This window comes from Palleronia marisminoris (genome assembly GCF_900172315.1).
Classification (GTDB): Bacteria; Pseudomonadota; Alphaproteobacteria; order Rhodobacterales; family Rhodobacteraceae; genus Palleronia; species Palleronia marisminoris.
This window is the reverse complement of record NZ_FWFV01000001.1, coordinates 450776-476008: the sequence shown is the minus strand read 5'-3', so window position 1 is coordinate 476008 and position 25233 is coordinate 450776. Positions and strand designations below refer to the sequence as shown.

Sequence of the window (25233 nt, the reverse complement as noted above, 5' to 3'; positions counted from 1 at the left end):
CCCATGACCCAGAACATCGCGATCCTCGGCGCCTCGGGCTATACCGGCGCCGAGCTGGTGCGCCTGATCGCCACCCACCCGTCCATGCGGATCGCGGGGCTGTCGGGCGAGCGCAAGGCGGGCCAGTCGATGGCGTCGGTCTTTCCCCATCTGCGCCACCTGGACCTGCCAGACCTCGTGCGGATCGAGGAGATCGACTTCTCGACCATCGACCTGGCGTTCTGCGCGCTGCCACATGCGACGAGCCAGGCGGTGATCTCGAAGCTGCCGGGCGATCTGAAGGTGGTGGACCTGTCCGCTGATTTCCGCCTTCGCGAGGCGGCCGACTACGAGAAATGGTACGGCAAGCCCCACGCCGCGACCGAGCTTCAGAAACAGGCTGTCTATGGCTTGACCGAGTTCTATCGCGACGAGATTCGGGGCGCTCGGCTGGTGGCGGGGACGGGGTGCAATGCGGCGACGGGGCAATACGCGCTGCGGCCGCTGATTGCGGCCGGGATCATCGACCTCGACGAGATCATCATGGACCTGAAATGCGGCGTGTCGGGTGCTGGCCGATCGCTGAAGGAAAACCTGCTGCACGCCGAACTGTCCGAAGGCTATCACGCCTATGCGGTCGGCGGCATCCACAGGCATCTGGGCGAGTTCGACCAGGAATTCTCGAAGCTCGCGGGGCGCAAGGTCGAGGTGCAGTTCACCCCGCACCTCATCCCGGCAAACCGGGGGATCCTCGCCACCGTCTATGTCCGCGGTGAAGCCGAGGCGATCCATGCCGCACTGTCTGAAACCTATGCGGACGAGCCGTTCCTGCAGGTGCTGCCCATGGGTGAAGCGCCGTCGACGCGGCATGTGCGGGGCTCCAACTTCTGCCACCTGGGCGTCGTGCAGGATCGCCGCGAGGGCCGTGCAATCATCGTCGCGGCGCTGGACAACCTGACCAAGGGATCGTCGGGGCAGGCGCTTCAGAACGCGAACCTGATGCTGGGTCTGGAAGAGACGGCTGGATTGATGCTGGCCCCCTGTTTCCCCTGATCGAGGTGCGTCGATCTGCGGCATCGGCCCCGGGGGTGCCCGCTTCCCCCGCCGGCACGTTCGCGCTATGATCCCGGCGCTATCCAGGAGGGCAGGGAATGGCGCTCGGCAAGTTGAAGAAGAAACGCCGCATCCAGGTGATCCTCGTGGCGGTCGTCGCGCTGGCCGCATCCACCGCACTCATCGGTTACGCGATGCGGGACGGGATCAATTTCTTCCGCTCTCCATCTCAGATCGCAGAGGTGCCGCCGGGCCCGACCGAGGTCTTCCGCATCGGCGGACTGGTCGAGGACGGCTCACTGATCCGCGGCCAGGGAGAGACCGTGACCTTCCGCGTCACCGACGGCGCGGCCGCCGTTCCGGTCAGCTATACCGGGGTTTTGCCTGACCTTTTCGGCGAGGGCGAGGGAATGGTCGGCACCGGGCGCTACGTCGACGGCACCTTCCTTGCGTCCGAGATCCTGGCCAAGCACGACGAGTCCTACATGCCCAGGGAAGTGATCGACTCGCTCAAGGAGCAGGGCGTCTACCAGGCACCGGACGCAGAGATTTCCATGAATTAACCGCTCTGCCGAATTCTGGACCCCGGTTTCATGCAGTGGGGGGCTGAACCATGCAGAGCGTCAGGCAGATTGCCGAAGGAATCGTGGCCCGAGAGGGGGGCTTCGTGGACGATCCCGCAGATCCGGGCGGGGCGACAAAGCACGGTGTGACGATCCACACCATGCGCCGTCTGGGGCTGGACCTCGACGGCGACGGTGACGTGGACGTGGCCGACGTGCACCGGATCGACCGCAAGCTGGCCACCGACATCTTCGTGCGCCACTATTTCGAGGGGCCGGGCCTGTCGCGCCTGCCCGGATGCGTTCAACCGTCGGTCTTCGACATGTATGTCAATGCCGGTGCAAACGCGGTGAAGATCCTGCAAAAGCTGCTGGGGGACATGGGGCAACGCGTGTCCGTCGACGGCATCGTCGGGCCGCAAACGGTCGGGGCGGCCGAGCTCTGCGCCGCCGCCGCACCGCGCCATTTCGCCGATGCCTACGGGATCGCGCGGCGGAACTACTACTACCGGCTGGGCGACGCGCGGCCGACCATGCGCAAGTATTGCCAGCGCACCGACGGCGGGAAAGGTGGCTGGATCACCCGGGCCGAGGACTTCATCACGCCGCGCTACCATCTGACCGCCGCCGAACATAAGAGGAGGGTCGCGACATGGGCCTGATCGATCGCGCGATGGGACTTGTCTTTGGCGGCGGCGGTGGGGCTGGCGCGATCGCCGGTACTGCAGCGATCTTTCGCGAGAACGCCGAGAACCGCGCCGTGCGTGAAGTGGAACTGCGGGACGGTGCGCTCGAACAGTTCGCGGCCGAGTTCACGCATCCCGACAAGGGATCCTTCGACAAGTTCATGGACGGGGTGAACCGCATTCCGCGGCCGGCCATGGCACTGGGGACGCTGGGGCTTTTCGTCACGGCGATGATCGACCCCCTGTGGTTCGCCGCGCGGATGGAGGGGATCGCCCTGGTGCCCGAGCCTCTGTGGTGGCTGCTGGGCGTCATCGTCTCGTTCTACTTCGGGGCCCGGCACCAGGCGAAGGGGCAGGAGTTCCGCCGCGCGGTTGCCGCCACCACCGAGGTATTGAATCGGAACCAAAGCGTCGAAAACCCGGCGCTGGAGGACTGGAGGAACGCGCGGTGACAGCGGAATGGATGCGCGAGATCGAACGCCGCATCACGCTGATCGAGACGCGGAACGCGGTGGAGGTCGTCCACCGCGCCAATGTCGAGCAGCGTCTCACGGCGATCGAGGATACGTTGAAATGGCTGGTGCGGCTGATCCTCGGCGCCGTGCTTCTGAGTGTCGTGGGCTACGCGTTGAGCGGAGGAGTGCTGGCCGCGTAGGTTGAGGCCTCGCGAGAGGATGCAGAGCGGCAAACTGCGCCATTGGCGTCCGGGGGCGGGTTGAGATAGACCTGCCCCCATGATCATAGAACTCGGCCACTTCGCCCTCATCCTCGGCTTCGTCATGGCGGTCCTGCAATGCGCCTTGCCACTGGTGGGCGCGCAGAAGGGTTGGCGGGGCTTCATGGCCGCGGGTGAGCCGGCGGCACAGGCGCAGTTCCTGTTTCTGCTCTTCGCCTTCGGGGCGATCACCTGGGGCTTCGTCTCGTCGGACTTCTCGCTTCGGCTGGTGACGATGAACTCGCACACCGCGAAGCCGATGCTCTACAAGATTACCGGCGTGTGGGGGAATCACGAGGGCTCGATGCTCTTGTGGTGCCTGATCCTCGCCTTCTACGCCGCCTTGGCCGCCTGGTTCGGGGGCAACCTGACCGAGACGCTGCGGGCCCGCGTGATCGGCGTTCAGGGGGCGATCTCGGTCGCGTTCCTGGGCTTTCTGATCTTCACGTCGAATCCGTTCTGGCGGCTCGAAATGCCGCCCCTGAATGGCGAGGACCTGAACCCGCTGCTGCAGGATCCGGGTTTGGCCTTTCATCCTCCGTTCCTTTACCTCGGCTATGTGGGCCTCTCGATGGCCTTCTCCTTCGCCGTCGCCGCCCTGATCGAGGGGCGGGTGGATGCGGCCTGGGGCCGCTGGGTCAGGCCTTGGACGCTGGTGGCTTGGGTCTTCCTGACCATCGGCATCGCGCTGGGAAGCTGGTGGGCCTATTACGAGCTTGGCTGGGGCGGCTTCTGGTTCTGGGACCCGGTCGAGAACGCCAGCTTCATGCCGTGGCTCATTGCAGCCGCGCTGTTGCACTCGGCCATCGTGGTCGAAAAGCGCGAGGCGCTGAAATCCTGGACGATCCTGCTGGCCATCCTGGCCTTCGGCTTCTCGCTGATCGGGGCCTTCATCGTGCGCTCGGGCGTGCTGACCAGCGTGCACGCCTTTGCCAACGACCCCGAACGGGGCGTCTATCTCCTGGCGATCACCGGGGTCTTCATGGGCGGCGCGCTCACGCTCTATGCGGCGCGGGCGTCGGCGCTGGAGGCCAAGGGGATCTTCTCGCTCACGAGCCGCGAAACGGCGCTGGTGGCGAACAACGTGCTGCTTGCCGTGGCGGCGTTCGTGGTTTTCGTCGGCACGGTCTGGCCGCTGGTGGCCGAGATGGCGTTCGACCGGAAGCTGTCGGTCGGCGCCCCGTTCTTCAACGCGGCCTTCACGCCCTTCATGGTGGCGCTGGCCCTCCTCTTGCCGATCGGCACGTTGATGCCGTGGAAGCGGGCGCGGATGGGGCGGGTGATGGGCCAGCTCTGGGGGATCATGGCGCTGTCGATCGCGCTCGGGGGGCTGGTCTGGGTGATGCGGACCGGCGGCTCGATGCTCGCGCCAATCGGCGCCGTGCTGGCCGCGTGGCTGGTGCTGGGTACGCTCGTCGATCTGAAAACCCGCGCCGGGCGTGGCGATCTTTCGTCGCGCGCGCGGCGACTGGGCAAGCTGCCGCGGGCGGATTGGGGCCGGGCGGTCGCCCATGCGGGCTTCGGGATCACGATCTTCGGGGTCGCCGCGCTGACCGCGTGGCAGGTCGAGGATATCCGCGTCGCGCAAGTTGGCGAGACCTTTACCGTCGCCCCCTACGAGATCACGCTCGCCTCGGTCGAAGAGAGCCAGGGCCCGAACTACGCCACCACAATGGCCCGGATGGAGGTCACGCGGAACGGCGACCCCGTCGCGACCCTCTACCCCGAGAAGCGCCTCTACCCCGTCGCCCGGATGCCCACGACCGAGGCCGCCATCGACAACGGCATCCTGCGCGACCTCTACCTCGTGATCGGCGATCCGCAGAATAACGGGGGCTGGGCCGTGCGGACCTACATCAAGCCCTTCGCCAACTGGATCTGGGCCGGCGCGATCATCATGGCCATCGGCGGAGGTCTGTCCCTTTCGGATCGGCGCCACCGGGTCGCTGCCGGCGCGGCCAAGGCGCATCGCACCAAGGCGGTGCCCGCGGAATGAGGCGGCTCCTCCTGATCCTGGCGCTGCTTGCGTCGCCGGCTCTTGCCGTCCAGCCCGACGAGGTGCTCGACGATCCGGTGCTGGAATCCCGTGCGCGGGAACTGTCCGAAGGGCTGCGCTGCCTCGTCTGCCGCAACGAGAATATCGACGAATCGAACGCCGACCTCGCCCGCGACCTGCGGCTTGCGGTGCGCGAGCGGCTGGTGGCCGGCGACACCGATGACGAGGTGATCGCCTACCTCGTGGATCGCTACGGCGAATACGTCCTGCTGCGCCCCACGGTAACGGGGGCGAACCTGATCCTGTGGCTCGCCGGGCCCGCGATGCTGCTGGGCGGGGCAGGGATTGCCGTGATCGCCCTTCGCCGCCGCCCGGAAGGCAAACGCCGGGATGACGCGCTGACACCCGAGGAACAGGCGCGCCTGGATACGCTTCTGAAGGAGTGATGTAACGGGGCGTTCCGCTTCCCCCGCGCCCGGAATTGCGCCAGTTTCGGCGCAACCAAGGGAGGCCCCATGCAGTACGACGCCATCACCTTCGAGATCGCCGACGACATCGCGGTCCTGACGCTGAACCGGCCTGACCGGAAGAACGCGCTCAACTCGCAGATGCGGACCGAGATCACCGATGCGATCGGAAAAGCCGAGGCCGAGGCGCGCGTGCTCGTCCTGACCGGGGCCGGGGATGCGTTCTGCTCGGGGCAGGATCTGGCCGACGCGGGGAACCCGGCGACGCTCGACCTCGAACGGACGCTGCGCGAGGAATATGAGCCGATGCTCGCCGCCCTCACCGAATGCCGCGTGCCGACCATCGCCGCGGTGAACGGTGCCGCGGCAGGGGCAGGGGCGAACCTTGCGCTGGGGGCCGACGTGGTCATCGCGTCCGAAGCGGCGGTGTTCCTGCAGGCCTTCACACGGATCGGCCTGATCCCCGACGCCGGCGGGACGTACTGGCTGCCCCGCCAGATGGGACTCGCCAAGGCCATGGGTGCGGCGCTCTTCGCCGAGCCGATCACCGCCCGGAAGGCCGCTGACTGGGGCATGATCTGGGAGGCCGTCCCAGATTCCGACTTCGCCGCTCACTGGCGCGCCCGCGCCGCGCATCTGGCGAAGGGGCCAACGGAAAGCTACCGTGGTGTGAAGGAGGCCCTGCGCGCCAGCTTCGGCAACGATCTGCCCACGCAACTCACGCTCGAGGCGCGGCTGCAGGGGCGGATGGGCCAGACCCACGACTTCCGCGAAGGCGTCATGGCCTTCCTGCAGAAGCGCCCGCCGCAATACGAAGGGCGCTAGGCCCGGTTCACCCATACCTGCTGGTTCTGCAGCGTCGCCCAGCCATAGGTCGTCAGGAAGGCGATGTCGGCGGCGTCGCGTCCGACGCCGATCACTGCCGTCTCCTGCGGTTTGGCCATGTCGGTCGGGTCGACCAAGTGCCAGCCGCCATCCAGCCAGACCTCGGCCACCGCGTGGAAATCCTGCGGGTCCACGTCGGGCGCGTAGCACGACACCATCCGCGCGGGGATCGCCTTCGCCCGCGCGAGCGAGATCAGCACATGCGCAAAGTCGCGGCAGATGCCCCGACGCTGCACGAACGTATCCAGCGCGGTCGTCTGCGGGCCTGATGCGCCCGGCGAGTAGATGAAGCGGCTGCCGATCCACTCGGCCATCTCGGCGATGCAGGCGCCACCCTGCACCTGCGAGAATTCGGCGGCGACGAAGCTCTGGAACTCGTCCGAGGGGCAGAAGCGCGAGGCCATCAGGTAACGCACAGCCTCGTGGGGCAGGCGGTGGACGGGCTCGGCGTTGAGGCTTTGCAGATCGACCGCGGGGCGCTCGATCTCGACCTCGGACTCGTAGCGGACCGACAGCGACTCGGCGCAGGACAGCCAGACCCGCGTGCCGATCGAATCCTCTGACGAGATGCGGCTCAGGTAGGTCGTTTCGCCGGCGTCGAGCCGCTCGGACACGATGGTCTGCTGCAGCGTCGCCGCTGCTTCGACCTGCACGAGCGCATCCGTCGGCGCCTCGAGAGAGTATTTGAGTTCGGCAGAAATACGAAGCTTCATGGGAGCCTTTCGAGGCATGAGACCGCCTGTGCATCTGTACACGGACTGCGGGGGAACGCGATGCATACCTATTGGTTCAGCCTGCGAGATTCACCCCACGGAGTCACTCATGACCGATACCTCGATCCTTTTCTCGCCCGTTCGCATGGGCGGGCTCGCCCTGCCGAACCGCGTGCTGATGGCGCCGCTGACGCGGAACCGCTCGCATGCGGACGGCACCCCCTGGGAGGCGGCGCAGACCTACTACGCCCAGCGTGCCAGCGCCGGCATGATCCTGACCGAGGCGACCCAGATCTCGGCCATGGGCAAGGGCTACAAGGACACGCCGGGCATCCATGACGCCTCCCATGTCGCCGCCTGGAAGAAGATCACCGACGCCGTGCACGCCCAGGGCGGGCGCATCTACATGCAGCTGTGGCATGTCGGCCGGATCAGCCACAACTCGCTCCTGCCCGAGGGGCAGACCCCGCAGGCACCCTCGGCCGTTTCGGCGCAGACCAAGACCTTCACCGAGAACGGGTTCGAGGATTGCTCGGAACCCCACGCGGTCACCATCGACGAGATCGACGCGCTGATCGAGGATTACCGCGTCGCCGCGCAGAACGCCAAGGAGGCCGGGTTCGACGGTGTCGAGATCCACGGCGCGAACGGCTACCTGATCGACCAGTTCCTGCAGGACAAGACCAACCGGCGCGACGACGAATACGGCGGCGCGGTCGAGAACCGGATGCGCTTCCTGCGCCGGGTCATCGACGCCGTGCTCGGTGTCTGGGACCGCGACAGGGTCGGCATCCGCCTGTCGCCGCTGGGCCAGGCGAACGACATTTCCGACAGCGACCCCGAAGGGCTGTTCACGCAGGTCTACAAGCTGATCTCGGGCGAACAGCTCGCCTATCTGCACGTGGTCGAAGAGTTCTTCGGCTCGGATACCACCCAGGAACAGCGCGATATCCTCGAGCGCCTGCGCGGTCATTTCGACGGGTTCTACATCTCGAACGGCGGCTTCGACGCGGCCTCGGCGGCCGATGTGATCGCCAAGGGTCACGCCGACGCGGTGGCCTTCGGGCGCGACTTCATCGCCAACCCCGACCTGCCCGAGCGTTTCCGCCAGGGTGCCGCGCTGAACCCGCAGGATCAGGACACGTTCTATGGCGGGGACGAGACCGGCTACACGGACTACCCGTTCCTCGAGAAGATCCGGGCGGCCTGACCGCCTCCAAGTCATGACGCATGAAAAAGGCCGCCCCGAGGGGCGGCCTTGATCGTCCGGCGGTTTGCGCTTCAGCGCTTTTCGACGTCCACGTAGTCGCGCGCGGTCTCGCCGAGGTAGAGCTGACGCGGGCGGCCGATCTTGTGCTGCGGGTCGCTGATCTGCTCCTTCCACTGGCTGATCCAGCCCACGGTGCGCGCCACGGCGAAGATCGGCGTGAACATCGACTGCGGGAACCCCATCGCGTCTAGGATGATGCCCGAGTAGAAATCGACGTTCGGGAACAGCTTCTTCTCGCGGAAGTAGTCATCCTCCAGCGCGATCCGCTCGAGTTCCTTGGCGGTCTGCAGGGTCGGGTTGTTCTCGATCCCCAGGAGGTCGAGCACCTCGTCCGCGGACTGCTTCATCACCGTCGCGCGCGGGTCGTGGTTCTTGTAGACCCGGTGGCCGAAGCCCATCAGGCGGAACGGATCGTTCTTGTCCTTGGCGCGGGCGATGTATTCGGGGATGCGGTCCGGCGTGCCGATCTCGCGCAGCATCTCGAGGCAGGCCTGGTTGGCGCCACCATGCGCGGGACCCCAGAGGCAGGCGATGCCGGCGGCGATACAGGCAAAAGGGTTGGCTCCGCTCGACGAGGCCAGCCGCACCGTCGAGGTCGAGGCGTTCTGCTCGTGATCGGCGTGCAGCGTGAAGATCCGGTCCATCGCGCGGCTCAGGATCGGGTTCGCCACGTAATCCTCGGCCGGGACGCTGAAGCACATGCGCAGGAAGTTCGACGCGTAGTCGAGGTCGTTGCGCGGATACACGAAGGGTTGCCCGATCGAGTACTTGTAGGCCCAGGCGGCGATCGTCGGCATCTTGGCGATCAGGCGGATCGAGGCGACCTCGCGCTGCCACGGGTCCGAGATGTCGGTGCTGTCGTGGTAGAAGGCCGACATCGCGCCGACCACGCCGACCATGACGGCCATCGGGTGCGCGTCCCGGCGGAAGCCGCGGAAGAAATACTGCATCTGTTCATGCAGCATCGTGTGGCTCGTCACGCGGTTCTCGAAATCCTCGAGCTGCTCGGAGGTCGGAAGATTCCCGTAGAGCAGAAGGAAGCAGACCTCGAGAAAGTGCGATTTCGAGGCGAGCTGGTCGATCGGATAGCCGCGGTGCAGCAACTCGCCCTTCTCGCCGTCGATGAAGGTGATGGTCGAGTCGCAGGACGCGGTCGAGGTGAAGCCCGGGTCGTAGGTGAAGACGCCGGCCTGGGCGTACAGCTTGCGGATGTCGATGACGTCGGGTCCCGCCGTGGGCGAATGAATCGGCAGCTCGAACTCCTGCCCGTCGAAGCTGAGCTTGGCGGTTTTCTGATCTTCGGCCATGTCGCGAAATCCCTGTCCTGTTGGCTGTTTCAGGCCTGTACAGGCCCGGATTTAATTTTCGGTAGTCTCCTGTCGAGATGCCGTCTCCACGGCTTCACCGATCCGGGCGAGGGTTTCCTCTCGTCCCAGGACGACCATCATGTCGAAGACGCTCGGGGTGGCGGTTCGGCCTGCCAGTGCCGCCCGGAGGGGGGCTGCAACCTTGCCGAGCCCCAGGCCGTGAGCCTCGGCGATCCGGCCCGCCACGGCCTCGAGCGTGTCCCGATCCCAGCTAGCATTTTGCAGCTGCGGCGTCAATTCCGACAGTATACCGAGGGATACCGTATCCAGCGCCTTGAGCGCCTTCGGCTCGATCTCGAGGGGTCGCGTGGTCAGCGCGAAATGCGCCTTCTCGATCAGATCCGGCAGCTTCTTGGCGCGGTCCTTGACCAACGGCATCGCGCGGGACAGCGCCTCACGCTCGTCCTCGGTCAGCGCCTGCAAGCCGGCGGCGCTGCGCCATGCGGCGATGGCGGTCAGCAGCGCGTCCGTCTCCATCATGGCGATGTGCTGGCCCGACACGTTGTCGAGCTTCTTGAAATCCAGCCGGGCAGGGGAGCGGCCGATGCCGCCCAGGTCGAACCACTCGAGCGCCTGCTCGGTCGTGAAGACCTCGTCGTCGCCATGGCTCCAGCCCAGCCGCGCAAGGTAGTTGCGCATCGCCTCGGCCGGGTAGCCCATGGCCGCGTATTCCTCGACCCCCGTGGCCCCATGACGCTTGGACAGCTTCTTGCCGTCCTCGCCATGGATCAGCGGGATGTGGGCGTAGACCGGGCGCGGCCAGCCCATGGCGTCGTAGATCAGCCCCTGACGCGCGGCGTTGTTCAGGTGGTCGTCGCCCCTGATCACGTGGGTGACGCCCATGTCGTGATCGTCCACCACCACCGCCAGCATGTAGGTCGGGCTGCCGTCCGAGCGCAGCAGCACCATGTCGTCGAGCTGGTCGTTCCGGAACCGCACGTCGCCCTGCACCGCGTCGGCGATCACCGTTTCGCCTTCCAGCGGGGCCTTCACGCGGATCACGTAGGGCGCGTCGGGATGCTCACCGGGTGCGCTGTCGCGCCAGGGCGAGCGGTAGAGGGTCGAGCGGCCCTCGGCCTTCGCGGTCTCGCGGAAGGTCTCGATCTCGTCCTGGGTTGCGAAGCACCTGTAGGCGGCGCCGCTCTCGACCATCGCGCGGGCGACCTCGGCATGACGCTCGGCCCGGTCTGCCTGGCTGACCGCGTCGCCATCCCAGTCGAGGCCGAGCCACCGCAGGCCCTTCAGGATCGCCTCGGTCGCCTCGGGAGTCGAGCGCGCGCGGTCGGTATCCTCGACCCGCAGCAGGAACTTGCCGCCGCGCCCGCGGGCGTAAAGCCAGTTGAACAGTGCCGTGCGCGCGGTGCCCACATGCATGAAACCGGTGGGCGATGGCGCGATGCGCGTCACGATCGGGGCGTCGTTCATATGGGCTTAACCGAGACTGTGGGATCAATGCCGCCGGTGTAGTCTTTGGGTTCTCGGAGGACAAGTGCGGCAGGCCGTGTGGGACATGCTCGAGGCGCAGCGCGGGGCGCTGTTCCTGTGGGTTCCGCTTTGCCTCGGCCTCGGGATCGCGCTGTATTTCGGCCTTCCGACCGAGCCGTCGCGGCCCGTCTGGATCGGGCTGGGCGGGTTGTTTTCCGTCGGGGCCGTGATGCTCGTGCGGGGCTGGCGGTCGCCGATAGTGATGGCCGTCCTGCTGATCGGCGCGGGCTTCGGGCTGAGCGGGTTGCGCACCGCCACCATCGCCGCCCCGGTGATGGAGTGGCGCTATTACGGCGCCGTACAGGGGCGGATCGTGGCGGTCGATCGCTCGGCCTCGGACAAGCCGCGCCTTACGCTGGACCAGGTGGTTCTCGAACGGATGAACCCGGACGAGACGCCGGCGCGGGTGCGCGTGTCCCTCCACGGCGACCAGCACTGGCTGGACCCGGTGCCGGGCCAGACGGTGATCGTGACCGCGCATCTGTCGGCCCCCGAAGGCCCGGTCGAGCCGGGCGGCTTCGACTTCCGGCGCATGGCCTTCTTCGACCAGCTGGGCGGCGTCGGCTATGCCCGCACGCCGGCGCTGCTGCTCAAGCCGCCGACCGGCGCCCTGCCAATCCAGCGGGTGCGTGCGGCGGTCGGCGAACGGGTGCGCGAGGTGCTGCCGGGCCAGACCGGCACCTTCGCCGCAGCGATCACCACCGGCGACCGAAGCGGGATCGACCCCGAGGTGATGGCGGCGCTGAGGGCGTCGAACCTGGCGCATCTCCTGGCGATCTCGGGCCTGCACATGGGGCTGATGACGGGCGTGGTCTTCACCGCCCTGCGGATCGCGCTGGTCCTGTCGCCGCGCACCGGCCTTGCGTGGCCAGCGAAATCCATGGCCGCGGCCGGCGCGCTGCTGGCGGGTGCGGCGTACCTCGCGCTGTCGGGTAACACGGTTGCGACGCAGCGGGCGTTCCTGATGGCGGCGGTGATGCTGGGCGCGGTGATGCTGGGACGGCGCGCCGTGACGTTGCGTTCCGTGGCCATCGCGGCGATCCTGATCCTGTGCCTCCGTCCCGAGGCGATGGCCGAGCCCGGCTTCCAGATGTCCTTCGCCGCGACGACGGCCCTTGTCGCCGGCTTCGCCGCACTGCGCGGCAAGACTTGGCTGCCGCGAAAGGGGCCGGCGGGCTTCATCGCTTCGCTTCTGATCTCGTCCTTCGTCGCGGGGGCCGCCACGGCGCCATTCGGCGCGGCGCATTTCAACCAGGTCTCGCAATATGGGCTGCTCGCGAACCTCATCAGCGTGCCGGTCATGGGGGCGCTGGTCATGCCGGCCGCGGTGCTGGCCGCCGCGTTGGCGCCCTTCGGCCTCGAGGCGCTGGGGCTTTACCTCATGGCGCCGGGGATCGACTGGATCCTGGGCGTCGCGATGCGGGTGGGGACCTGGCCGGGCGCGGCCTTCGCGCTGCCCTCGCCACATCCTTGGGCGCTGCCGGCTTTCGCCGTCGGCGCGCTTCTTCTGGTGGTGATGCGCGGGCGCATGAGATGGGTCTGCGTCCCGCCGCTGGCCCTCAGCCTCGCGCTCTGGGTGACGGCCACGCGTCCGGCGCTGCTGATCGACCCGACCGGGACGCTGGCCGGGATCATGACGCCCGAAGGCCGCTCGCTGTCGAAGCCCCGGGGCGCCGGGTTCGCGGCGCAGGTCTGGCTGGAGAACGACGGCGACACGGTCGACCAACCCACCGCAGCCGAACGGCCGGGCTGGACCGACGACGTGGCCGTGCTTGCCGGGGTGGAGGTTCACCATGTCTACGGGCGGGACAACGCCGCCCGGGCCGCCGCTGCCTGCCGGCCGGGGCGCATCGTCGTCACCACGGCCGAACTGCCCGGGCCGGCCGACTGCACGCTGTTCGACACGTCGCGTCTGGCGCGTAGCGGGTCAGTGGCGATCATCGAGACGAAAGACGGCCTCACGGTGATACGTGAGGCCGACACGTCTGGGCGCAGGATGTGGACGGGGCCGCTCGCGCCGCAGGACGACGCGCCCGAGCCCCAGCCGAGGCTTCTGGCCCAGTCTCAGTAGGTGCGCAGCAGCCCGACCAGCTTGCCCTGCACCTTGACCTGGTCGTCGCGGAACACGCGGGTCTCGTAGGCGGGGTTCGCTGCTTCGAGGGCGATGGATGAGCCCTGCCGGCGGAACCGCTTCAGCGTGGCCTCGTAACCCTCGACCACGGCGACCACGATATCGCCGGTCTCGGCAGTAGTGGTTTCGCGAATCACCACCACATCGCCGTCGTTGATCCCGGCGTCGATCATCGAATCGCCGCGGACTTCGAGAGCGTAGTGCTCGCCCTTGCCCGACAACATCTGGCTGGGCACGGCGACGTTGTGGCTGACCTCGGAAATCGCCTCGATCGGGACGCCGGCGGCGATCCGGCCCATCACCGGAAGTTCGACCGCGTCGACCTCGACCCGCATCGCGTTCGGCGGTGGCGGTGCGTCGGGGCGATCGCCCTCGATCACGCGCGGGCTGAAGCCGCCGCCCCGCGGGTCGAGGCTTTCGGGCAGCTTCACGATCTCGATCGCGCGGGCCCGGTGGGCAAGGCGGCGGATGAAGCCACGCTCTTCCAGCGCGGTGATCAGGCGGTGAATCCCGGACTTCGAGCGGAGGTCCAATGCCTCCTTCATCTCGTCGAAAGAGGGCGGCACCCCGTCGCGCTGCATCCGCTTGTTGATGAAGGACAGCAATTCCAGTTGCTTGCGGGTCAGCATCGAACGGTCTCCGGCTACTCGTTTCCGCTATGTTCTAGCCGCGTTCCCGCTTCGTGTCAACTTTTGTCACAGTTCGACGATGTCGACTGGCTCGCCTTTATTACGCGCCGGGTCGTGGGGCGGGCGAACGATCAGCGCATCCGCGGCCGAGAGGATGCCCAGCCGTGCACTGTCCTGGCTATCGAACGGCGTGACGCCGTCGGCATCGAGACGCGCGCGCATGTAGTGCTCGCGTGGACCGTTCGCGGGCATGTCGATTGCAAGCCGGACGGAGCGACGAGGGGCGGGCTCGGCCGGAAGGCCCAGCATCACGCGCATCATGGGAAGCACGAAGATCATCCCGCAAACCATTGCCGAGACAGGGTTTCCGGGCAGCCCGATCATGGGGATGCCGCCGATCCGCCCGGCCATCAGCGGCTTGCCCGGCCGCATGGCTACCTTGTAGAAGGCGCGCTCCATCCCGCGAGCCTCGGCCACCTTCGCCACGAGGTCGTGGTCCCCGACCGAGGCGCCGCCGACCGTCACGATCAGGTCCGCCCCGGCCGCGAGGTCGAGCACGGCCTCCAGCGACGCCTCGGTGTCGCATGCGATCGGCAGCATCCGCGCGATCCCGCCCGCCGCTTCGATCATCGCGGCGAGGCCGAACGTGTTCGACGCCACGATCTGGTCTGGGCCCGGCGTCTCGCCCGGCATCACCAGTTCGTCGCCGGTGGCGATCAGCCCGATCTCGGGGCGGCGGCGGAGGGCGACCTCGCCGTGACCCATTGCGGCGATCAGCGCGATGTCCGCCGGGCGCAGGGGGCGGCGGGGTGCAAAGGGGGTGCCTGCGGCAAAATCGGCACCGGCAGGGCGAATATAGTGTCGCGGATCAAGGTCTTCGCGCAGGACGATCTGCTCGCCATCGCGCGTGACGTCCTCCTGGATCACGACCCGCGCGCCGCCTTCGGGCACCGGTGCGCCGGTGAAGATGCGAACGGCCTGACCTGCAGAGAGGCGCCCGGCAAAGCCGTGCCCTGCGGCGCTTTCGCCGATGACGTCGAAGCGGTCTCCGGGGGCGGGATCGTCGGTCGGCACCGCGTAGCCGTCCATGGACGAGGCCGGGAAGGGCGGCTGGCCGAATTTCGCGATGACGGGTTCGGCCAGGACGCGCCCGGCGGCAACACGCAGCGGCACATGTTCGGCGCCGAGCGGTCGGACGAGGTCGAAGACGCGAGAGAGCGCCTCGGCGACGGGAATCACGGCGCGGCCTCGTAGCGCCCCGACTTGCCGCCCTCTTTGAAAAGCAGGCGGATGCCGCCGATCTCCATGTCCTTCTGCGCCGCCTTCACCATGTCGTAGATCGTCAGGCAGGCGGTCGAGACAGCGGTCAGCGCCTCCATCTCGACGCCGGTCTGGCCGGCGGTCTTGACGGTGGCGGTCACGATCAGGCCCGGCAGGTCGGCGTCCGGGGCGATGTCCACGGCCACCTTCGTGATCGGCAGCGGGTGGCAGAGCGGGATCAGATCCGAGGTCCGCTTGGCCCCCATGATCCCCGCCAGCCGCGCGACGCCAGCGACATCGCCTTTCTTGGCGCGACCTTCTGTAATCATCTCAAGGGTTTCGGCGGACATCTTCACCCAGCCCGTCGCCTGCGCCTCGCGCGCGGTCGAGGCCTTGTCCGAGACGTCGACCATGTGGGCGTTGCCCTCGGCGTCGAAATGGGTCAGCGCCATCAGGCCGGGACCGGATCGGCGAGGATCGCGCGGGTCGCGGCGGCGACGTCGTCCTGCCGCATCAGGCTCTCGCCGATCAGGAAGCGCCGCACGCCGCCCTGGGCGATATGGGCGAGATCCTTGGGCGCGAAGAGCCCGGATTCGCTGATCACGTGACGCCCGGGTTCAACCCGCGCGGCGAGGCGGTCAGTGGTCTCCAGCGTCATCTCGAACGTGCGCAGGTCGCGGTTGTTGATGCCGATGAGCGGCGAGCGCAGCCGGTGCGCCCGTTCCAGCTCGGCCGCATCGTGCACCTCGACCAGGACATCCATGCCCCAATCGGTGGCGGCACCCTCGAGTTCGGCCGCCTGGGCGTCCTCGACGCTGGCCATGATGACAAGGATGCAGTCGGCGCCGATGGCCCGAGCTTCGGCGACCTGCCACGGGTCGTAGATGAAATCCTTGCGCAAGACCGGCAGGTTGCAGGCCGTTCTTGCGGCGATAAGGAAGTCCTCGTGGCCCTGGAACGAGGGCGCGTCGGTCAGGACAGACAGGCACGCCGCGCCGCCATCCTCGTAGGCCTTCGCGATGGAGGCCGGGTCGAAATCGGCGCGGATCAGGCCCTTGGACGGGCTCGCCTTCTTGACCTCGGCGATCAGGCCGTAGCCGGTCGCGGCCTTCTCGGTCAGCGCCGCGCCGAAGCCGCGGACGGGGTCGGCGGCGCGGGCGTCGGCCTCGATCTCGGAGAGCGAATGCGCGGACTTGCGGGCCGCGACTTCTTCCAGCTTGTAGGCCTTGATGCGGTCGAGAACGGTTTCCATTCAGCCCTCCAGCGTCACGAGGGCGTGTCGCTTGCGACCCGCCGACAGCTTCACCGGCAGCGCGTCGGCCGTGACCATCAGGCCCGGATCGGTCAGTGTGGAATCGTCCATCCGGGCGCCGCCTTCGGTGATCAGGCGTTTCGCCTCCTTGCCGGATTTCGCCAGCCCCGAGCGCACGATCAACTGCACGATCGATATGCCGTCCGCGATCTCGGCCCGGGGCAGGGCGAGGGTGGGCAGGTCGTCGCCCACGCCGCCCTTCTCGAACACCTCGCGCGCGGTTGCGTGAGCCGCCTCGGCCGCCTCGCGCCCGTGGCAGAGGGTCGTCACCTCGTTGGCGAGGATCACCTTGGCCTCGTTGATCTCGGACCCCTCGAGGGCGCCAAGACGCTCGCATTCGTCCACTGGAAGCTCGGTGTAGAGCTTCGCGAAGCGGCCCACATCGGCATCCGTCGTGTTGCGCCAGAACTGCCAGAACTCGTAGGGCGACAGCATGTCGGCGTTCAGCCAGATGGCTCCGCCCTGGCTCTTGCCCATCTTGCGACCGTCGCTGGTGGTCAGCAGCGGGGTCGTGAGCCCGTAGATCTCGGTCTCGGCGACGCGGCGGGTCAGGTCGATGCCGTTGACGATGTTGCCCCATTGGTCCGACCCGCCCATCTGCAACATGCAGCCGTAGCGACGGTTCAACTCGAGGAAATCGTAGGCCTGCAGGATCATGTAGTTGAATTCGAGGAAGCTGAGGCTTTGCTCGCGGTCGAGCCGGGACTTCACGCTCTCGAAGCTCAGCATTCGGTTGACGCTGAAATGGCGGCCGATGTCGCGCAGGAATTCGAGGTAATTCAGCCCCTCGAGCCACTCGGCATTGTTCAGCATCAGCGCGTCCTGCACGCCGTCGCCGTAGTCGAGATACTTGGCAAAGACGCCCTGCATCCCGTCGATATTCACCTGGATCGCCGCATCATCCAGCAGCGGACGCTCGTCCGCGCGGAACGACGGATCGCCGACCTTGGTCGTGCCGCCGCCCATCAGCGTGATCGGCTTGTGGCCGGTCTTCTGCAGCCAGCGCAGCATCATGATGTTCAAGAGATGCCCGACATGCAGCGATTTCGCGGTCGCGTCATAGCCGATATAGGAGGGCACCGTCCCGTTCAGCAGCTTTTCATCGAGGCCTTGGAGGTCGGTGCATCCGGCCACGAAGCCACGCTCGTGCATCACGTGCAGGAAGTCGGATTTCGGCTGGTAGGTCATGGCGCCTTCGTTCATTTTCGGGCGAGATCGCTATAGCGGGCGGTGGGACCAGAGGAAAGCCATGTTGAAGGACGCGCTGCGCGAGGGGCCGGTCTGGTCCCTGGGGACGATGTCGGGAACGTCGCTCGACGGGGTGGACGCGGCGATGGTGCTGACCGACGGGGCGCAGATCTTCGCATTCGGCGAGACCGCCTACCGCGCCTATTCCGATGAGGAACGCGACGTCCTTCGCGCCGCCATGGGCCGGTGGGAGGGGCTGGGCGAGGCCTCGGCCGTCGTCGAATCGGCCCATGCCGAGCTTCTGGGCCAGATCACGGGCGCGGCGGTCGTTGGCTTCCACGGCCAGACGACGGCGCATGATCCGGCGGGGCGCGGCACCTGCCAGATCGGGGACGGGCGGATGCTGGCCCACATGCTCGACCTGCCGGTGGTGTGGGATTTCCGCTCGGGCGATGTCGAGATGGGCGGGCAGGGCGCGCCGCTGGCGCCGTTCTTCCACCATGCAGCGATGCGCTACGTGGGCGAGACGGAGCCCGCGGCGGTGCTGAACCTGGGCGGCGTGGGCAACATCAGCTACGTGAACCCGGCAATCGAGGTGCCGTCGGATCCGGGCGCGTGCCTTGCCTTCGACACCGGGCCGGCGAACGCTCCGCTGAACGACCTGATGCGCGACCGGACAGGTGCGGGGTTCGACGCGGACGGAGCGCTGGCCGCCCGGGGAGCGCCCGACGGGGCGGTGCTGGATCGGATGGCGGCGGATGGATATTTCGCGAAGATGCCGCCGAAATCGCTGGATCGGGACGAGTTCGCGTGGCTCGGTGCCGCCGTGGCCGAGTTGTCTGATGCGGATGCTGCGGCGACCCTTACGGCTGCCGCGGCAGCTTCTGTCGTGCGGGGCCTCGAGCATCTTCCGAAGCGCCCGGCGCGGCTGCTTGTGACGGGGGGCGGGCGCCTCAACCCCGTGATGATGGAGATGATCCGCGCGGGAAGCCGCCTCGAGGTCGCGCCGGTCGAGGATGTTGGCCTGAACGGAGACATGCTCGAGGCGCAGGCCTTCGCCTACCTGGCGGTCCGGGTCTCGCGCGGATGGCCCACCAGCTGCCCGGGGACGACAGGCGTTCGGGCGGCGGTCGGCGGCGGGGTCGTCTCGGAACCCGGGGACGCGGTGGCGTTGGTCAGTGGCGCGTCAGGCTGAGACCATCGCCGTGGTCATGGCGACCTCGGTGCCCTCGGCATAGACGACCTGCGGTTCGTCGAAGATGAGGTCGAAGCTGCGCAGCTCGGCCACCGTCCGCAGCGTGATGTGAGCGCCGTCGACAAGGTTCGCTGCGGGAACGGTCGCTTGGTCGGCGTCGTAAAGCGCCCGGGCCCGCCAGTCGCGCACGAGGATGCCGTGATCGGCGGCCACGGTGATGTCGGCCTCCGGGCGGTGGTGGCCGAGGGCCGAGGCGCGGATGGTGACCGCGCGCGCCTTTTGCCGCACGCTGACGCGGATGGCGAGCAGGTCGCGAACCCCCTGGCGCGTGACGATGCGGTCGCCGGGTTGCAGGAACTCGACCGGCAGCGGCCCCTCGAGCGTCATCACGCGGATGCCGGCGGCAAGGCCGGTCTGCGTCTTCACGGTCCTGTCGGCGGCGATCCTGGTCATCACGGTCCCTCCCTGTCCCTTACGCCTATTCGCGGCGCAATTCGTGAAGATCGGGTTACCGGCCGCGTTGATTGCCGATGATTTTCGGCTCGCATCGCGAAGCGGGCCGCGATAAACGGCCCACGGACCACGCGGGCGTGGTGGAATTGGCAGACACGCAGGATTTAGGTTCCTGTTTTCTTAACGAAAGTGCGGGTTCAAGTCCCGCCGCCCGCACCACCCCTCACGAGTGCCCCTCGTTGCGACGCGTTCAAGCCGGCGCCTTGCAGTGTGCGCGCCAGCACCTTATGAGACGCCGAAATCACGCGCCCGGGTACGGGTGCCGGGAAATCACGAGAGGGCGAACATGCAGGTCACAGAGACCGTCAAAGAAGGGCTGAAGCGCGGCTACCGGATCACCGTGACCGCTGACGAGCTTGACGCCAAGGTCAATGAAAAGCTGACCGAGGCCCAACCCGACGTCGAGATGAAGGGCTTCCGCAAGGGCAAGGTGCCGCTGGCGCTGCTGCGCAAGCAGTTCGGCGAGCGTCTGCTGGGCGAATCGATGCAGGAAGCCGTCGACGGCGCCATGTCGAAGCACTTCGAGGAGACGGGCGACCGTCCCGCCATGCAGCCCGAGGTCAAGATGACCAACGAGGCATGGAAGAAGGGCGACGACGTCGAGGTCGAGCTGAATTACGAGAAGCTGCCCGAGATCCCCGAGCTCGACGCCAAGTCGATCGAGATCGAGAAGCTGAAGGTCGTCCCGGACGACAGCGCCGTCGACGAGGCGCTGACCTCGTTGGCCGAGAACGCGCAGAACTTCGAAACGAAGGACGGCGCGGCCGAAGAGGGCGATCAGGTCGTCATCGACTTCAAGGGCTCGATCGACGGCGAGGAATTCCAGGGCGGTTCGGCCGAGGATTATCCGCTGGTCCTGGGCTCGAACAGCTTCATTCCGGGCTTCGAAGAGCAGCTGACGGGCGTGTCGGCGGGCGACGAGAAGGACGTGACCGTCTCGTTCCCCGAGGACTACCAGGCCAGCCACCTTGCCGGGAAGGACGCGGTCTTCGCGACCAAGGTCAAGGAAGTGAAGGCCCCGCAGAAGGCCGAGATCGACGACGCGCTGGCCAAGAATTACGGCGCCGAGGATCTCGAGGGGCTGAAGGGTCAGATCCGCGAGCGTCTCGTCGCCGAGTACGATCAGGCCGCCCGCCAGATCATGAAGCGCCGGCTGCTCGACATTCTCGACGAGAAGGTCAGTTTCGAACTTCCGCCCGCCCTGGTGGAGGCCGAGGCCAGCCAGATCGCGCACCAGCTGTGGCACGAAGAGAACCCCGACGTGCAGGGCCACGATCACGAGAAGATCGAACCCACCGACGAGCACAAGAAGCTGGCCGAGCGCCGCGTGCGCCTTGGCCTTCTGCTGGCCGAAATGGGCCGCCAGAACGAGATCCAGGTGACCGATGCCGAGATGACTCAGGCGGTCATGAACCAGGCGCGGCAATACCCGGGGCAGGAGCGTCAGTTCTTCGAGTTCGTTCAGCAGAACGCGCAGATGCGCCAGCAGATCCAGGCGCCGCTGTTCGAGGACAAGGTCGTCGACTTCATCTTCGAACAGGCCAACGTGACCGAGACGGAAGTCACGAAGGACGAGCTGCAAAAGGCGATCGAAGCTCTGGAAGAAGAGGACGACGCGGCGTAAACTGCGCCTCGAATCGAGTCGATCGCCCGACCGAGGTCGGGCATTGGGCGGGGCCGTCGGAGGAGGACGGCCCCGCTTCTTGATTCCGAGGGGTCAGTCGGGGCTGCTGACCCGGCAGAAGGACTCGTTGCGTTGCAGGTCGCGGCACAGGCTGCGCGCTTCGTCCGCATCATCGACGGCAATCTTCGCGGTCAGGATGGCGCGGGTGCCGAAGCCGGGCATGGTGTCTTGCACGATCTCGATCCGGCGGTCGCCGATTATGCCCTGGTTCTCGCGGCGCACCCGGTCGACGAACTTCTCGACCGTCGCGCGAAGCCGGCCGGCGGCGACGACCACACCCCACTGGAGCGGCGGCGGCGAGAAGGTCTTGAAGGTGCGGCTTGCGGCCTGGGCCCGACAGGCTTCCTCGAACGGGGTGTCGGGGGCGAGGGCGTAGTCCACCTTCTCGGGTGGGTTGTCGCGCCAGGCGCGGGGGCTGTGGCCGGTGATGATCTGGACATAGGCGCGGGTTTCGGCGGGCAGGATCCGGTCGCGGTCGATGAAGTCGCGGGTGCGCGCCTCGCCCGCGTTGTAGGCCGCGGCGGCGAGGCCGGGGTTTCCTAATTCGGAACTGAGATCCGCGAGGTAGCCGGCAGAGGCGTAGATCGCTTCGGCCGGGTTGAACGGGTCGGCCAATCCCCGAAGCGCCGCGGTCGTCGGCATGAACTGGGCGATTCCCTGCGCCCCGGCAGGACTGACTGCCGCCGCGTCGAAGAGGCTTTCCTGCCAGAGCAGACGGGCGAAGAAGCCCTGGTCGATTCGGGCTCTGTCGGCGGCGCGGGCGATTTCGTGGCAGACGTCCGTCGTGTAGCTCGCCAGCTGGATGCAGGCCGTTCCGTCTTCCCGGCAGCGCTGATCGTCAGGGCGCGCGCGGGGCCGTTCGGCCGCTTGGGCGACCGAGGCGAGGCAGACGAGAAGGCAGATCAGGCGGCGCATCGCCCAGTATCTAGGGGGGTGCCACCGCCCCGCCAGTCCGCATCCCCTCGGGAAGGCGCGCGGGGTCCACGGGAAAGCACCGTTCAGGCCAAGGCGGTCTGCGCGCGCGGGACCGACCGGCGACGGCGTGGCGCGCGAGCGGGCGCTGCGCGAAGGGCCGTCACGATCTCGACATGCATCCGCTCGAGCTGCGCGAGGGGGGCGGTGCCGATATGGATGCGCTTTCCGGCCGCATCGCGGGCGGCGAGGTGCGACGGTCTGCCGGCCGGACCGCGATCGATATGGACGCTGTCGACAAGGCCAAGCGGCAGTGTCAGCACGGCTCGGGCGCGACCGCCGGCGGTGATCCGGTACTGGCGGACTTCCTGCGAACCGACGTCGAACACCGTCTCGTAGCGCACGCCGCCGAAGCCGAGGCGGAGAAGGGGCCAGGCCCCCGAGAGGCCCGAGAGCGTGACCGCGATGCGCAGATCGGCGACGCCGTGGGGGGCGAGGGGGCTCCAGGCCAGGATGGCGAGCGTCACGAGAAGCAGGCCGGCGAGGCAGGCGCCGATCTCGACCGCGCGGGCATGGCGCTCGACCGGTCCCTCGCGCAGCAGCCGGACCTGACCGACGCTTTGCGTCATGCTCAGGCTGCGCCCGTTTTCATTCATCCTTGTCAGTCCCTCTTCCCTGCGCCCTTCAGGATCTGTAAGGGGGAAGTCGGGCGAAAATCGGCCAAGGGCGTGACACGCTCGGGCCTTCTTCCGGGCGGCTTGCCACCGGACGCTCTTTCCGGTATCGCCCGCCAACCTCCGCGACAATCGCGATCGGCGCAGACTCTCGTGACCGGGATGCGGAGGCGAACGGACCCGGTCTTTGAAATGCGCCCTGAAACCTGGAAGGAAAGTCATGCCGCTTTACGAGCATGTCTTCATCGCCCGTCAGGACCTGTCGAACACGCAGGCCGAAGGGCTGATCGAACATTTCGGTACGGTGCTGTCGGACAACGGCGGCAAGCTTGTCGATTTCGAATATTGGGGCGTCAAGACGATGGCCTATCGGATCAACAAGAACCGCAAGGGCCACTATGCCTACCTGCGCTCGGACGCCCCCGCGACGGCCGTGCAGGAAATGGAGCGCCTGATGCGTCTGCACGAGGACGTCATGCGCGTCCTGACCATCAAGGTCGACGAGCACGAGGAACTTCCCTCGGCCCAGATGCAGAAACGTGACGAGCGCGAAGACCGCCGTCCGCGCCGCTAAGAAGGAGCTTCGAACATGGCCGCAAAACCGTTTTTCCGCCGCCGCAAGACCGACCCCTTTGCGGGCGACAACGCGCCGAAGATCGACTACAAGGACACCCGTCTGCTGCAGCGCTACATCTCCGAGCGCGGCAAGATCGTTCCGTCGCGCATTACAGCCGTCGGTGCCAAGAACCAGCGCAAGCTCTCGCAAGCGATCAAGCGCGCACGGTTCCTGGCACTTCTGCCATACGCCGTGAAGTGAGGAGGACAATCCAATGTCTATGAACGTCATCCTGCTGGAGCGGGTCGCCAAGCTTGGCAACATGGGCGAGGTCGTCTCGGTCAAGGAAGGCTACGCCCGCAACTACCTGCTGCCGCAGAAGAAGGCGCTGTGGGCCTCCGAGGCCAACGTCGCCGCTTTCGAGGCCCAGAAGTCGAACCTCGAAGCCCGCAACGAAGAGACCAAGCAAGAGGCGCAGGCGCTGGCCGAGCAGCTTGAAGGTCAGCAATTCGTCGTCATCCGCGCCGCCTCGGACGGCGGTGCGCTTTACGGATCGGTCTCGACCCGTGACGTGGCCGATGCCGCGGCCGAGCACGACTTCAACGTGGACCGCCGCCAGGTCGCGATGGGTTCGCCCATCAAGTATCTGGGCGTGCACGAAGCGACCGTGACGCTGCACCCCGAGGTCGTGGTCACCGTTCAGCTGAACGTGGCCCGCTCGCCGGAAGAAGCCGAGCTTCAGAAGCAGGGCAAGTCGATCCAGGAACTGGCCGCGGAAGAAGAAGCCGCCGCCGAGTTCGAGATCCAGGAACTGTTCGACGATATCGGCGCCGCGCAGCTCGACGAGGACGAAACCGAGGACGAGCAGCGCACCGAGCGTCCTGCCGTTCAGGAGAAATCCGAACTCGACGATCAGCGCTGATCCTGTCGGATCGCTGTGACATGACGGCCGCCGGAGCGATCCGGCGGCCGTTTTCGTGTGGACGCCCGATGTCGTGCGACGTTTGCCCTCGGCCCCCGCGGCATATATGCGAGGACGAGGCGACAAGGAGGGGCTGAGATGGCGCTGGCATTGGTGTTTCCCGGGCAGGGGGCGCAGACCGTGGGAATGGGCCGGGACCTGGCCGAGGCTTTCCCGGCTGCGAAGGCCGTCTTCGACGAGGTGAACGCCGCATTGGGCGAGGACCTGTCCAAGCTGATCTTCGAAGGCGAACAGGACAAGTTGACCCTGACCGCGAACGCGCAACCGGCTTTGATGGCGACGTCGCTCGCCGCGTTCCGGGCGCTGGAAACCGAGGGCTTCTCGATCGATCGGGCCGCCTTCGTGGCCGGCCATTCGCTGGGAGAGTACTCGGCGCTGGCTGCGGCCGGTGCGATCGGCATCGCGGACGCCGCGCGCCTGTTGCGGCTGCGCGGGCAGGCTATGCAGGACGCCGTCCCGGTGGGTGAGGGCGCGATGGCGGCCCTGCTCGGGCTGGATTTCGAAGCGGCGCACAAGGTGGCCGAGAAGGCTGCGCAGGGGCAGGTGTGCCAGGCGGCGAACGACAATGATCCCGGTCAGGTCGTCGTTTCGGGCCACCGCGAGGCGATCGAGCGGGCGGTGGAACTTGCCAAGGAGGCGGGCGCCAAGCGGGCGGTGCTGCTGCCGGTCAGCGCTCCGTTCCATTGCACCCTGATGCAGCCGGCCGCCGACCGGATGGAGGCCGCGCTGGCCGAGGTCACGATCAACGCGCCGGCGGTTCCGCTGGTGGCCAACGTGACCGCGGCCCCCGTCAGCGACCCGGCCGAGATCCGGCGCTTGCTGGTCGAGCAGGTCACGGGCTCGGTCCGGTGGCGCGAATCCGTCGCGGCGATGGGGTCCGCCGGGGTGGATGAAATCTGGGAGATCGGCGCCGGGAAGGCGCTGTCGGGCATGGTGAAACGCATCGACCGGGGCATTGCGACCCGCACGATCGGCACGGCGGCGGACGTGAAAGCCGCCATGGAACAGGAAGGTTGAG

27 protein-coding genes and 1 tRNA gene are annotated in these 25233 nt (G+C 67.4%); 17 read left to right on the top strand and 11 right to left on the bottom strand.

The annotated features are described in order from the left end of the window. Nucleotides 1–3 precede the first annotated feature (3 nt). The 8 genes from argC to PAM7066_RS02325 all read left to right on the top strand — a co-directional run bounded on the left by argC (nt 4) and on the right by PAM7066_RS02325 (nt 6284). Nucleotides 4–1032: an N-acetyl-gamma-glutamyl-phosphate reductase gene (argC, locus tag PAM7066_RS02360; RefSeq protein WP_085852504.1), complete on the top strand. Its 1029-nt coding sequence runs from the start codon at nt 4–6 to the stop codon at nt 1030–1032. Between the two features lie 98 nt (nt 1033–1130). Beyond that, entirely contained in the window at nt 1131–1595 is a 465-nt protein-coding gene (gene ccmE / locus PAM7066_RS02355) for a cytochrome c maturation protein CcmE (RefSeq protein ID WP_085852503.1), read from the top strand. Between the two features lie 50 nt (nt 1596–1645). After that, on the top strand, nt 1646–2257 hold the full coding sequence (locus PAM7066_RS02350; RefSeq protein WP_085852502.1) for a holin-associated N-acetylmuramidase: 612 nt from the start codon (nt 1646–1648) through the stop codon (nt 2255–2257). Further along, complete coding sequence (locus PAM7066_RS02345; protein WP_085852501.1) at nt 2248–2733, top strand: holin family protein; 486 nt, start codon at nt 2248–2250, stop codon at nt 2731–2733. Before PAM7066_RS02350 ends, PAM7066_RS02345 begins: the two co-directional genes overlap by 10 nt. Next, nucleotides 2730–2936 carry a hemolysin XhlA family protein gene (locus PAM7066_RS02340; protein WP_245749560.1) on the top strand — a complete coding sequence of 69 codons (207 nt, stop codon included), beginning with the start codon at nt 2730–2732 and terminating at the stop codon, nt 2934–2936. Before PAM7066_RS02345 ends, PAM7066_RS02340 begins: the two co-directional genes overlap by 4 nt. Nucleotides 2937–3015: 79 nt before the next feature. Beyond that, nucleotides 3016–4992 (top strand): heme lyase CcmF/NrfE family subunit, encoded by a 1977-nt coding sequence (locus PAM7066_RS02335; protein ID WP_085852500.1) that lies wholly within the window; start codon nt 3016–3018, stop codon nt 4990–4992. Further along, the gene (locus PAM7066_RS02330; protein ID WP_085852499.1) at nt 4989–5438 is read left to right on the top strand and encodes a cytochrome c-type biogenesis protein; all 450 of its coding nucleotides are present in this window, start codon (nt 4989–4991) and stop codon (nt 5436–5438) included. Before PAM7066_RS02335 ends, PAM7066_RS02330 begins: the two co-directional genes overlap by 4 nt. A 69-nt stretch (nt 5439–5507) precedes the next feature. Further along, nucleotides 5508–6284, top strand: a complete 777-nt coding sequence (locus PAM7066_RS02325) for an enoyl-CoA hydratase-related protein (protein ID WP_085852498.1) — start codon at nt 5508–5510, stop codon at nt 6282–6284. Here the strand turns inward: PAM7066_RS02325 and PAM7066_RS02320 are convergent. Beyond that, nucleotides 6281–7057 (bottom strand): transglutaminase-like domain-containing protein, encoded by a 777-nt coding sequence (locus PAM7066_RS02320; RefSeq protein WP_085852497.1) that lies wholly within the window; start codon nt 7055–7057, stop codon nt 6281–6283. The two genes, PAM7066_RS02325 and PAM7066_RS02320, sit on opposite strands and share 4 nt — an antisense overlap. Nucleotides 7058–7166: 109 nt before the next feature. Between PAM7066_RS02320 and PAM7066_RS02315 the strand changes: the two genes are divergently transcribed. Continuing rightward, a complete protein-coding gene (locus tag PAM7066_RS02315) occupies nt 7167–8267 on the top strand; it encodes an alkene reductase (protein WP_085852496.1) in 1101 nt (366 codons plus the stop codon). Between the two features lie 71 nt (nt 8268–8338). Here the strand turns inward: PAM7066_RS02315 and gltA are convergent, their stop codons facing one another. Continuing rightward, nucleotides 8339–9634 (bottom strand): citrate synthase, encoded by a 1296-nt coding sequence (gene gltA, locus PAM7066_RS02310; protein ID WP_085852495.1) that lies wholly within the window; start codon nt 9632–9634, stop codon nt 8339–8341. Nucleotides 9635–9685: 51 nt separating this feature from the next. After that, entirely contained in the window at nt 9686–11119 is a 1434-nt protein-coding gene (gene gltX, locus PAM7066_RS02305; RefSeq protein ID WP_085852494.1) for a glutamate--tRNA ligase, read from the bottom strand. 64 nt (nt 11120–11183) lie between these two features. Here gltX and PAM7066_RS02300 point away from each other — a divergent pair, with 64 nt between their 5' ends. Next, nucleotides 11184–13250, top strand: coding sequence for a ComEC/Rec2 family competence protein (locus tag PAM7066_RS02300; protein WP_245749559.1), 2067 nt, complete (start codon nt 11184–11186; stop codon nt 13248–13250). On the opposite strand, the gene lexA is transcribed toward PAM7066_RS02300, so the two are convergent. From lexA to tyrS, 5 genes are all read right to left on the bottom strand, one after another. Then, the gene (gene lexA / locus PAM7066_RS02295) at nt 13244–13939 is read right to left on the bottom strand and encodes a transcriptional repressor LexA (protein ID WP_085852492.1); all 696 of its coding nucleotides are present in this window, start codon (nt 13937–13939) and stop codon (nt 13244–13246) included. The genes PAM7066_RS02300 and lexA overlap by 7 nt on opposite strands. A 66-nt stretch (nt 13940–14005) precedes the next feature. Continuing rightward, the gene (locus PAM7066_RS02290; RefSeq protein ID WP_085852491.1) at nt 14006–15178 is read right to left on the bottom strand and encodes a molybdopterin molybdotransferase MoeA; all 1173 of its coding nucleotides are present in this window, start codon (nt 15176–15178) and stop codon (nt 14006–14008) included. After that, nucleotides 15175–15654, bottom strand: a complete 480-nt coding sequence (gene moaC / locus PAM7066_RS02285; RefSeq protein WP_090928626.1) for a cyclic pyranopterin monophosphate synthase MoaC — start codon at nt 15652–15654, stop codon at nt 15175–15177. The genes PAM7066_RS02290 and moaC overlap by 4 nt, the downstream gene beginning before the upstream one ends. Next, complete coding sequence (gene trpC, locus PAM7066_RS02280; protein ID WP_085852489.1) at nt 15651–16451, bottom strand: indole-3-glycerol phosphate synthase TrpC; 801 nt, start codon at nt 16449–16451, stop codon at nt 15651–15653. The genes moaC and trpC overlap by 4 nt, the downstream gene beginning before the upstream one ends. Next, entirely contained in the window at nt 16452–17699 is a 1248-nt protein-coding gene (tyrS, locus tag PAM7066_RS02275; RefSeq protein WP_085852488.1) for a tyrosine--tRNA ligase, read from the bottom strand. 61 nt (nt 17700–17760) lie between these two features. Between tyrS and PAM7066_RS02270 the strand changes: the two genes are divergently transcribed. Next, complete coding sequence (locus PAM7066_RS02270; RefSeq protein ID WP_090928623.1) at nt 17761–18894, top strand: anhydro-N-acetylmuramic acid kinase; 1134 nt, start codon at nt 17761–17763, stop codon at nt 18892–18894. On the opposite strand, the gene PAM7066_RS02265 is transcribed toward PAM7066_RS02270, so the two are convergent. Next, nucleotides 18886–19347, bottom strand: a complete 462-nt coding sequence (locus tag PAM7066_RS02265; RefSeq protein ID WP_085852486.1) for a Hint domain-containing protein — start codon at nt 19345–19347, stop codon at nt 18886–18888. The two genes, PAM7066_RS02270 and PAM7066_RS02265, sit on opposite strands and share 9 nt — an antisense overlap. A 131-nt stretch (nt 19348–19478) precedes the next feature. Here PAM7066_RS02265 and PAM7066_RS02260 point away from each other — a divergent pair. Together PAM7066_RS02260 and tig are read left to right on the top strand one after the other, a co-directional pair. Continuing rightward, nucleotides 19479–19566, top strand: a tRNA-Leu gene (locus tag PAM7066_RS02260). Between the two features lie 127 nt (nt 19567–19693). Beyond that, nucleotides 19694–21031: a trigger factor gene (gene tig / locus PAM7066_RS02255; RefSeq protein WP_085852485.1), complete on the top strand. Its 1338-nt coding sequence runs from the start codon at nt 19694–19696 to the stop codon at nt 21029–21031. Nucleotides 21032–21124: 93 nt separating this feature from the next. Here the strand turns inward: tig and PAM7066_RS02250 are convergent, their stop codons facing one another. Continuing rightward, a complete protein-coding gene (locus PAM7066_RS02250) occupies nt 21125–22006 on the bottom strand; it encodes a lytic transglycosylase domain-containing protein (protein WP_085852484.1) in 882 nt (293 codons plus the stop codon). Between the two features lie 83 nt (nt 22007–22089). Then, nucleotides 22090–22632: a hypothetical protein gene (locus PAM7066_RS02245; RefSeq protein ID WP_139214932.1), complete on the bottom strand. Its 543-nt coding sequence runs from the start codon at nt 22630–22632 to the stop codon at nt 22090–22092. 265 nt (nt 22633–22897) lie between these two features. Between PAM7066_RS02245 and rpsF the strand changes: the two genes are divergently transcribed. The 4 genes from rpsF to fabD all read left to right on the top strand — a co-directional run bounded on the left by rpsF (nt 22898) and on the right by fabD (nt 25232). Beyond that, a complete protein-coding gene (gene rpsF / locus PAM7066_RS02240) occupies nt 22898–23251 on the top strand; it encodes a 30S ribosomal protein S6 (RefSeq protein WP_085852482.1) in 354 nt (117 codons plus the stop codon). Nucleotides 23252–23266: 15 nt separating this feature from the next. Then, the gene (gene rpsR / locus PAM7066_RS02235) at nt 23267–23494 is read left to right on the top strand and encodes a 30S ribosomal protein S18 (protein WP_085852481.1); all 228 of its coding nucleotides are present in this window, start codon (nt 23267–23269) and stop codon (nt 23492–23494) included. A 19-nt stretch (nt 23495–23513) separates the two neighbouring features. Beyond that, entirely contained in the window at nt 23514–24155 is a 642-nt protein-coding gene (gene rplI / locus PAM7066_RS02230; RefSeq protein ID WP_085852480.1) for a 50S ribosomal protein L9, read from the top strand. Between the two features lie 138 nt (nt 24156–24293). Next, nucleotides 24294–25232, top strand: a complete 939-nt coding sequence (gene fabD / locus PAM7066_RS02225; protein ID WP_085852479.1) for an ACP S-malonyltransferase — start codon at nt 24294–24296, stop codon at nt 25230–25232. Nucleotide 25233: the final 1 nt, after the last annotated feature.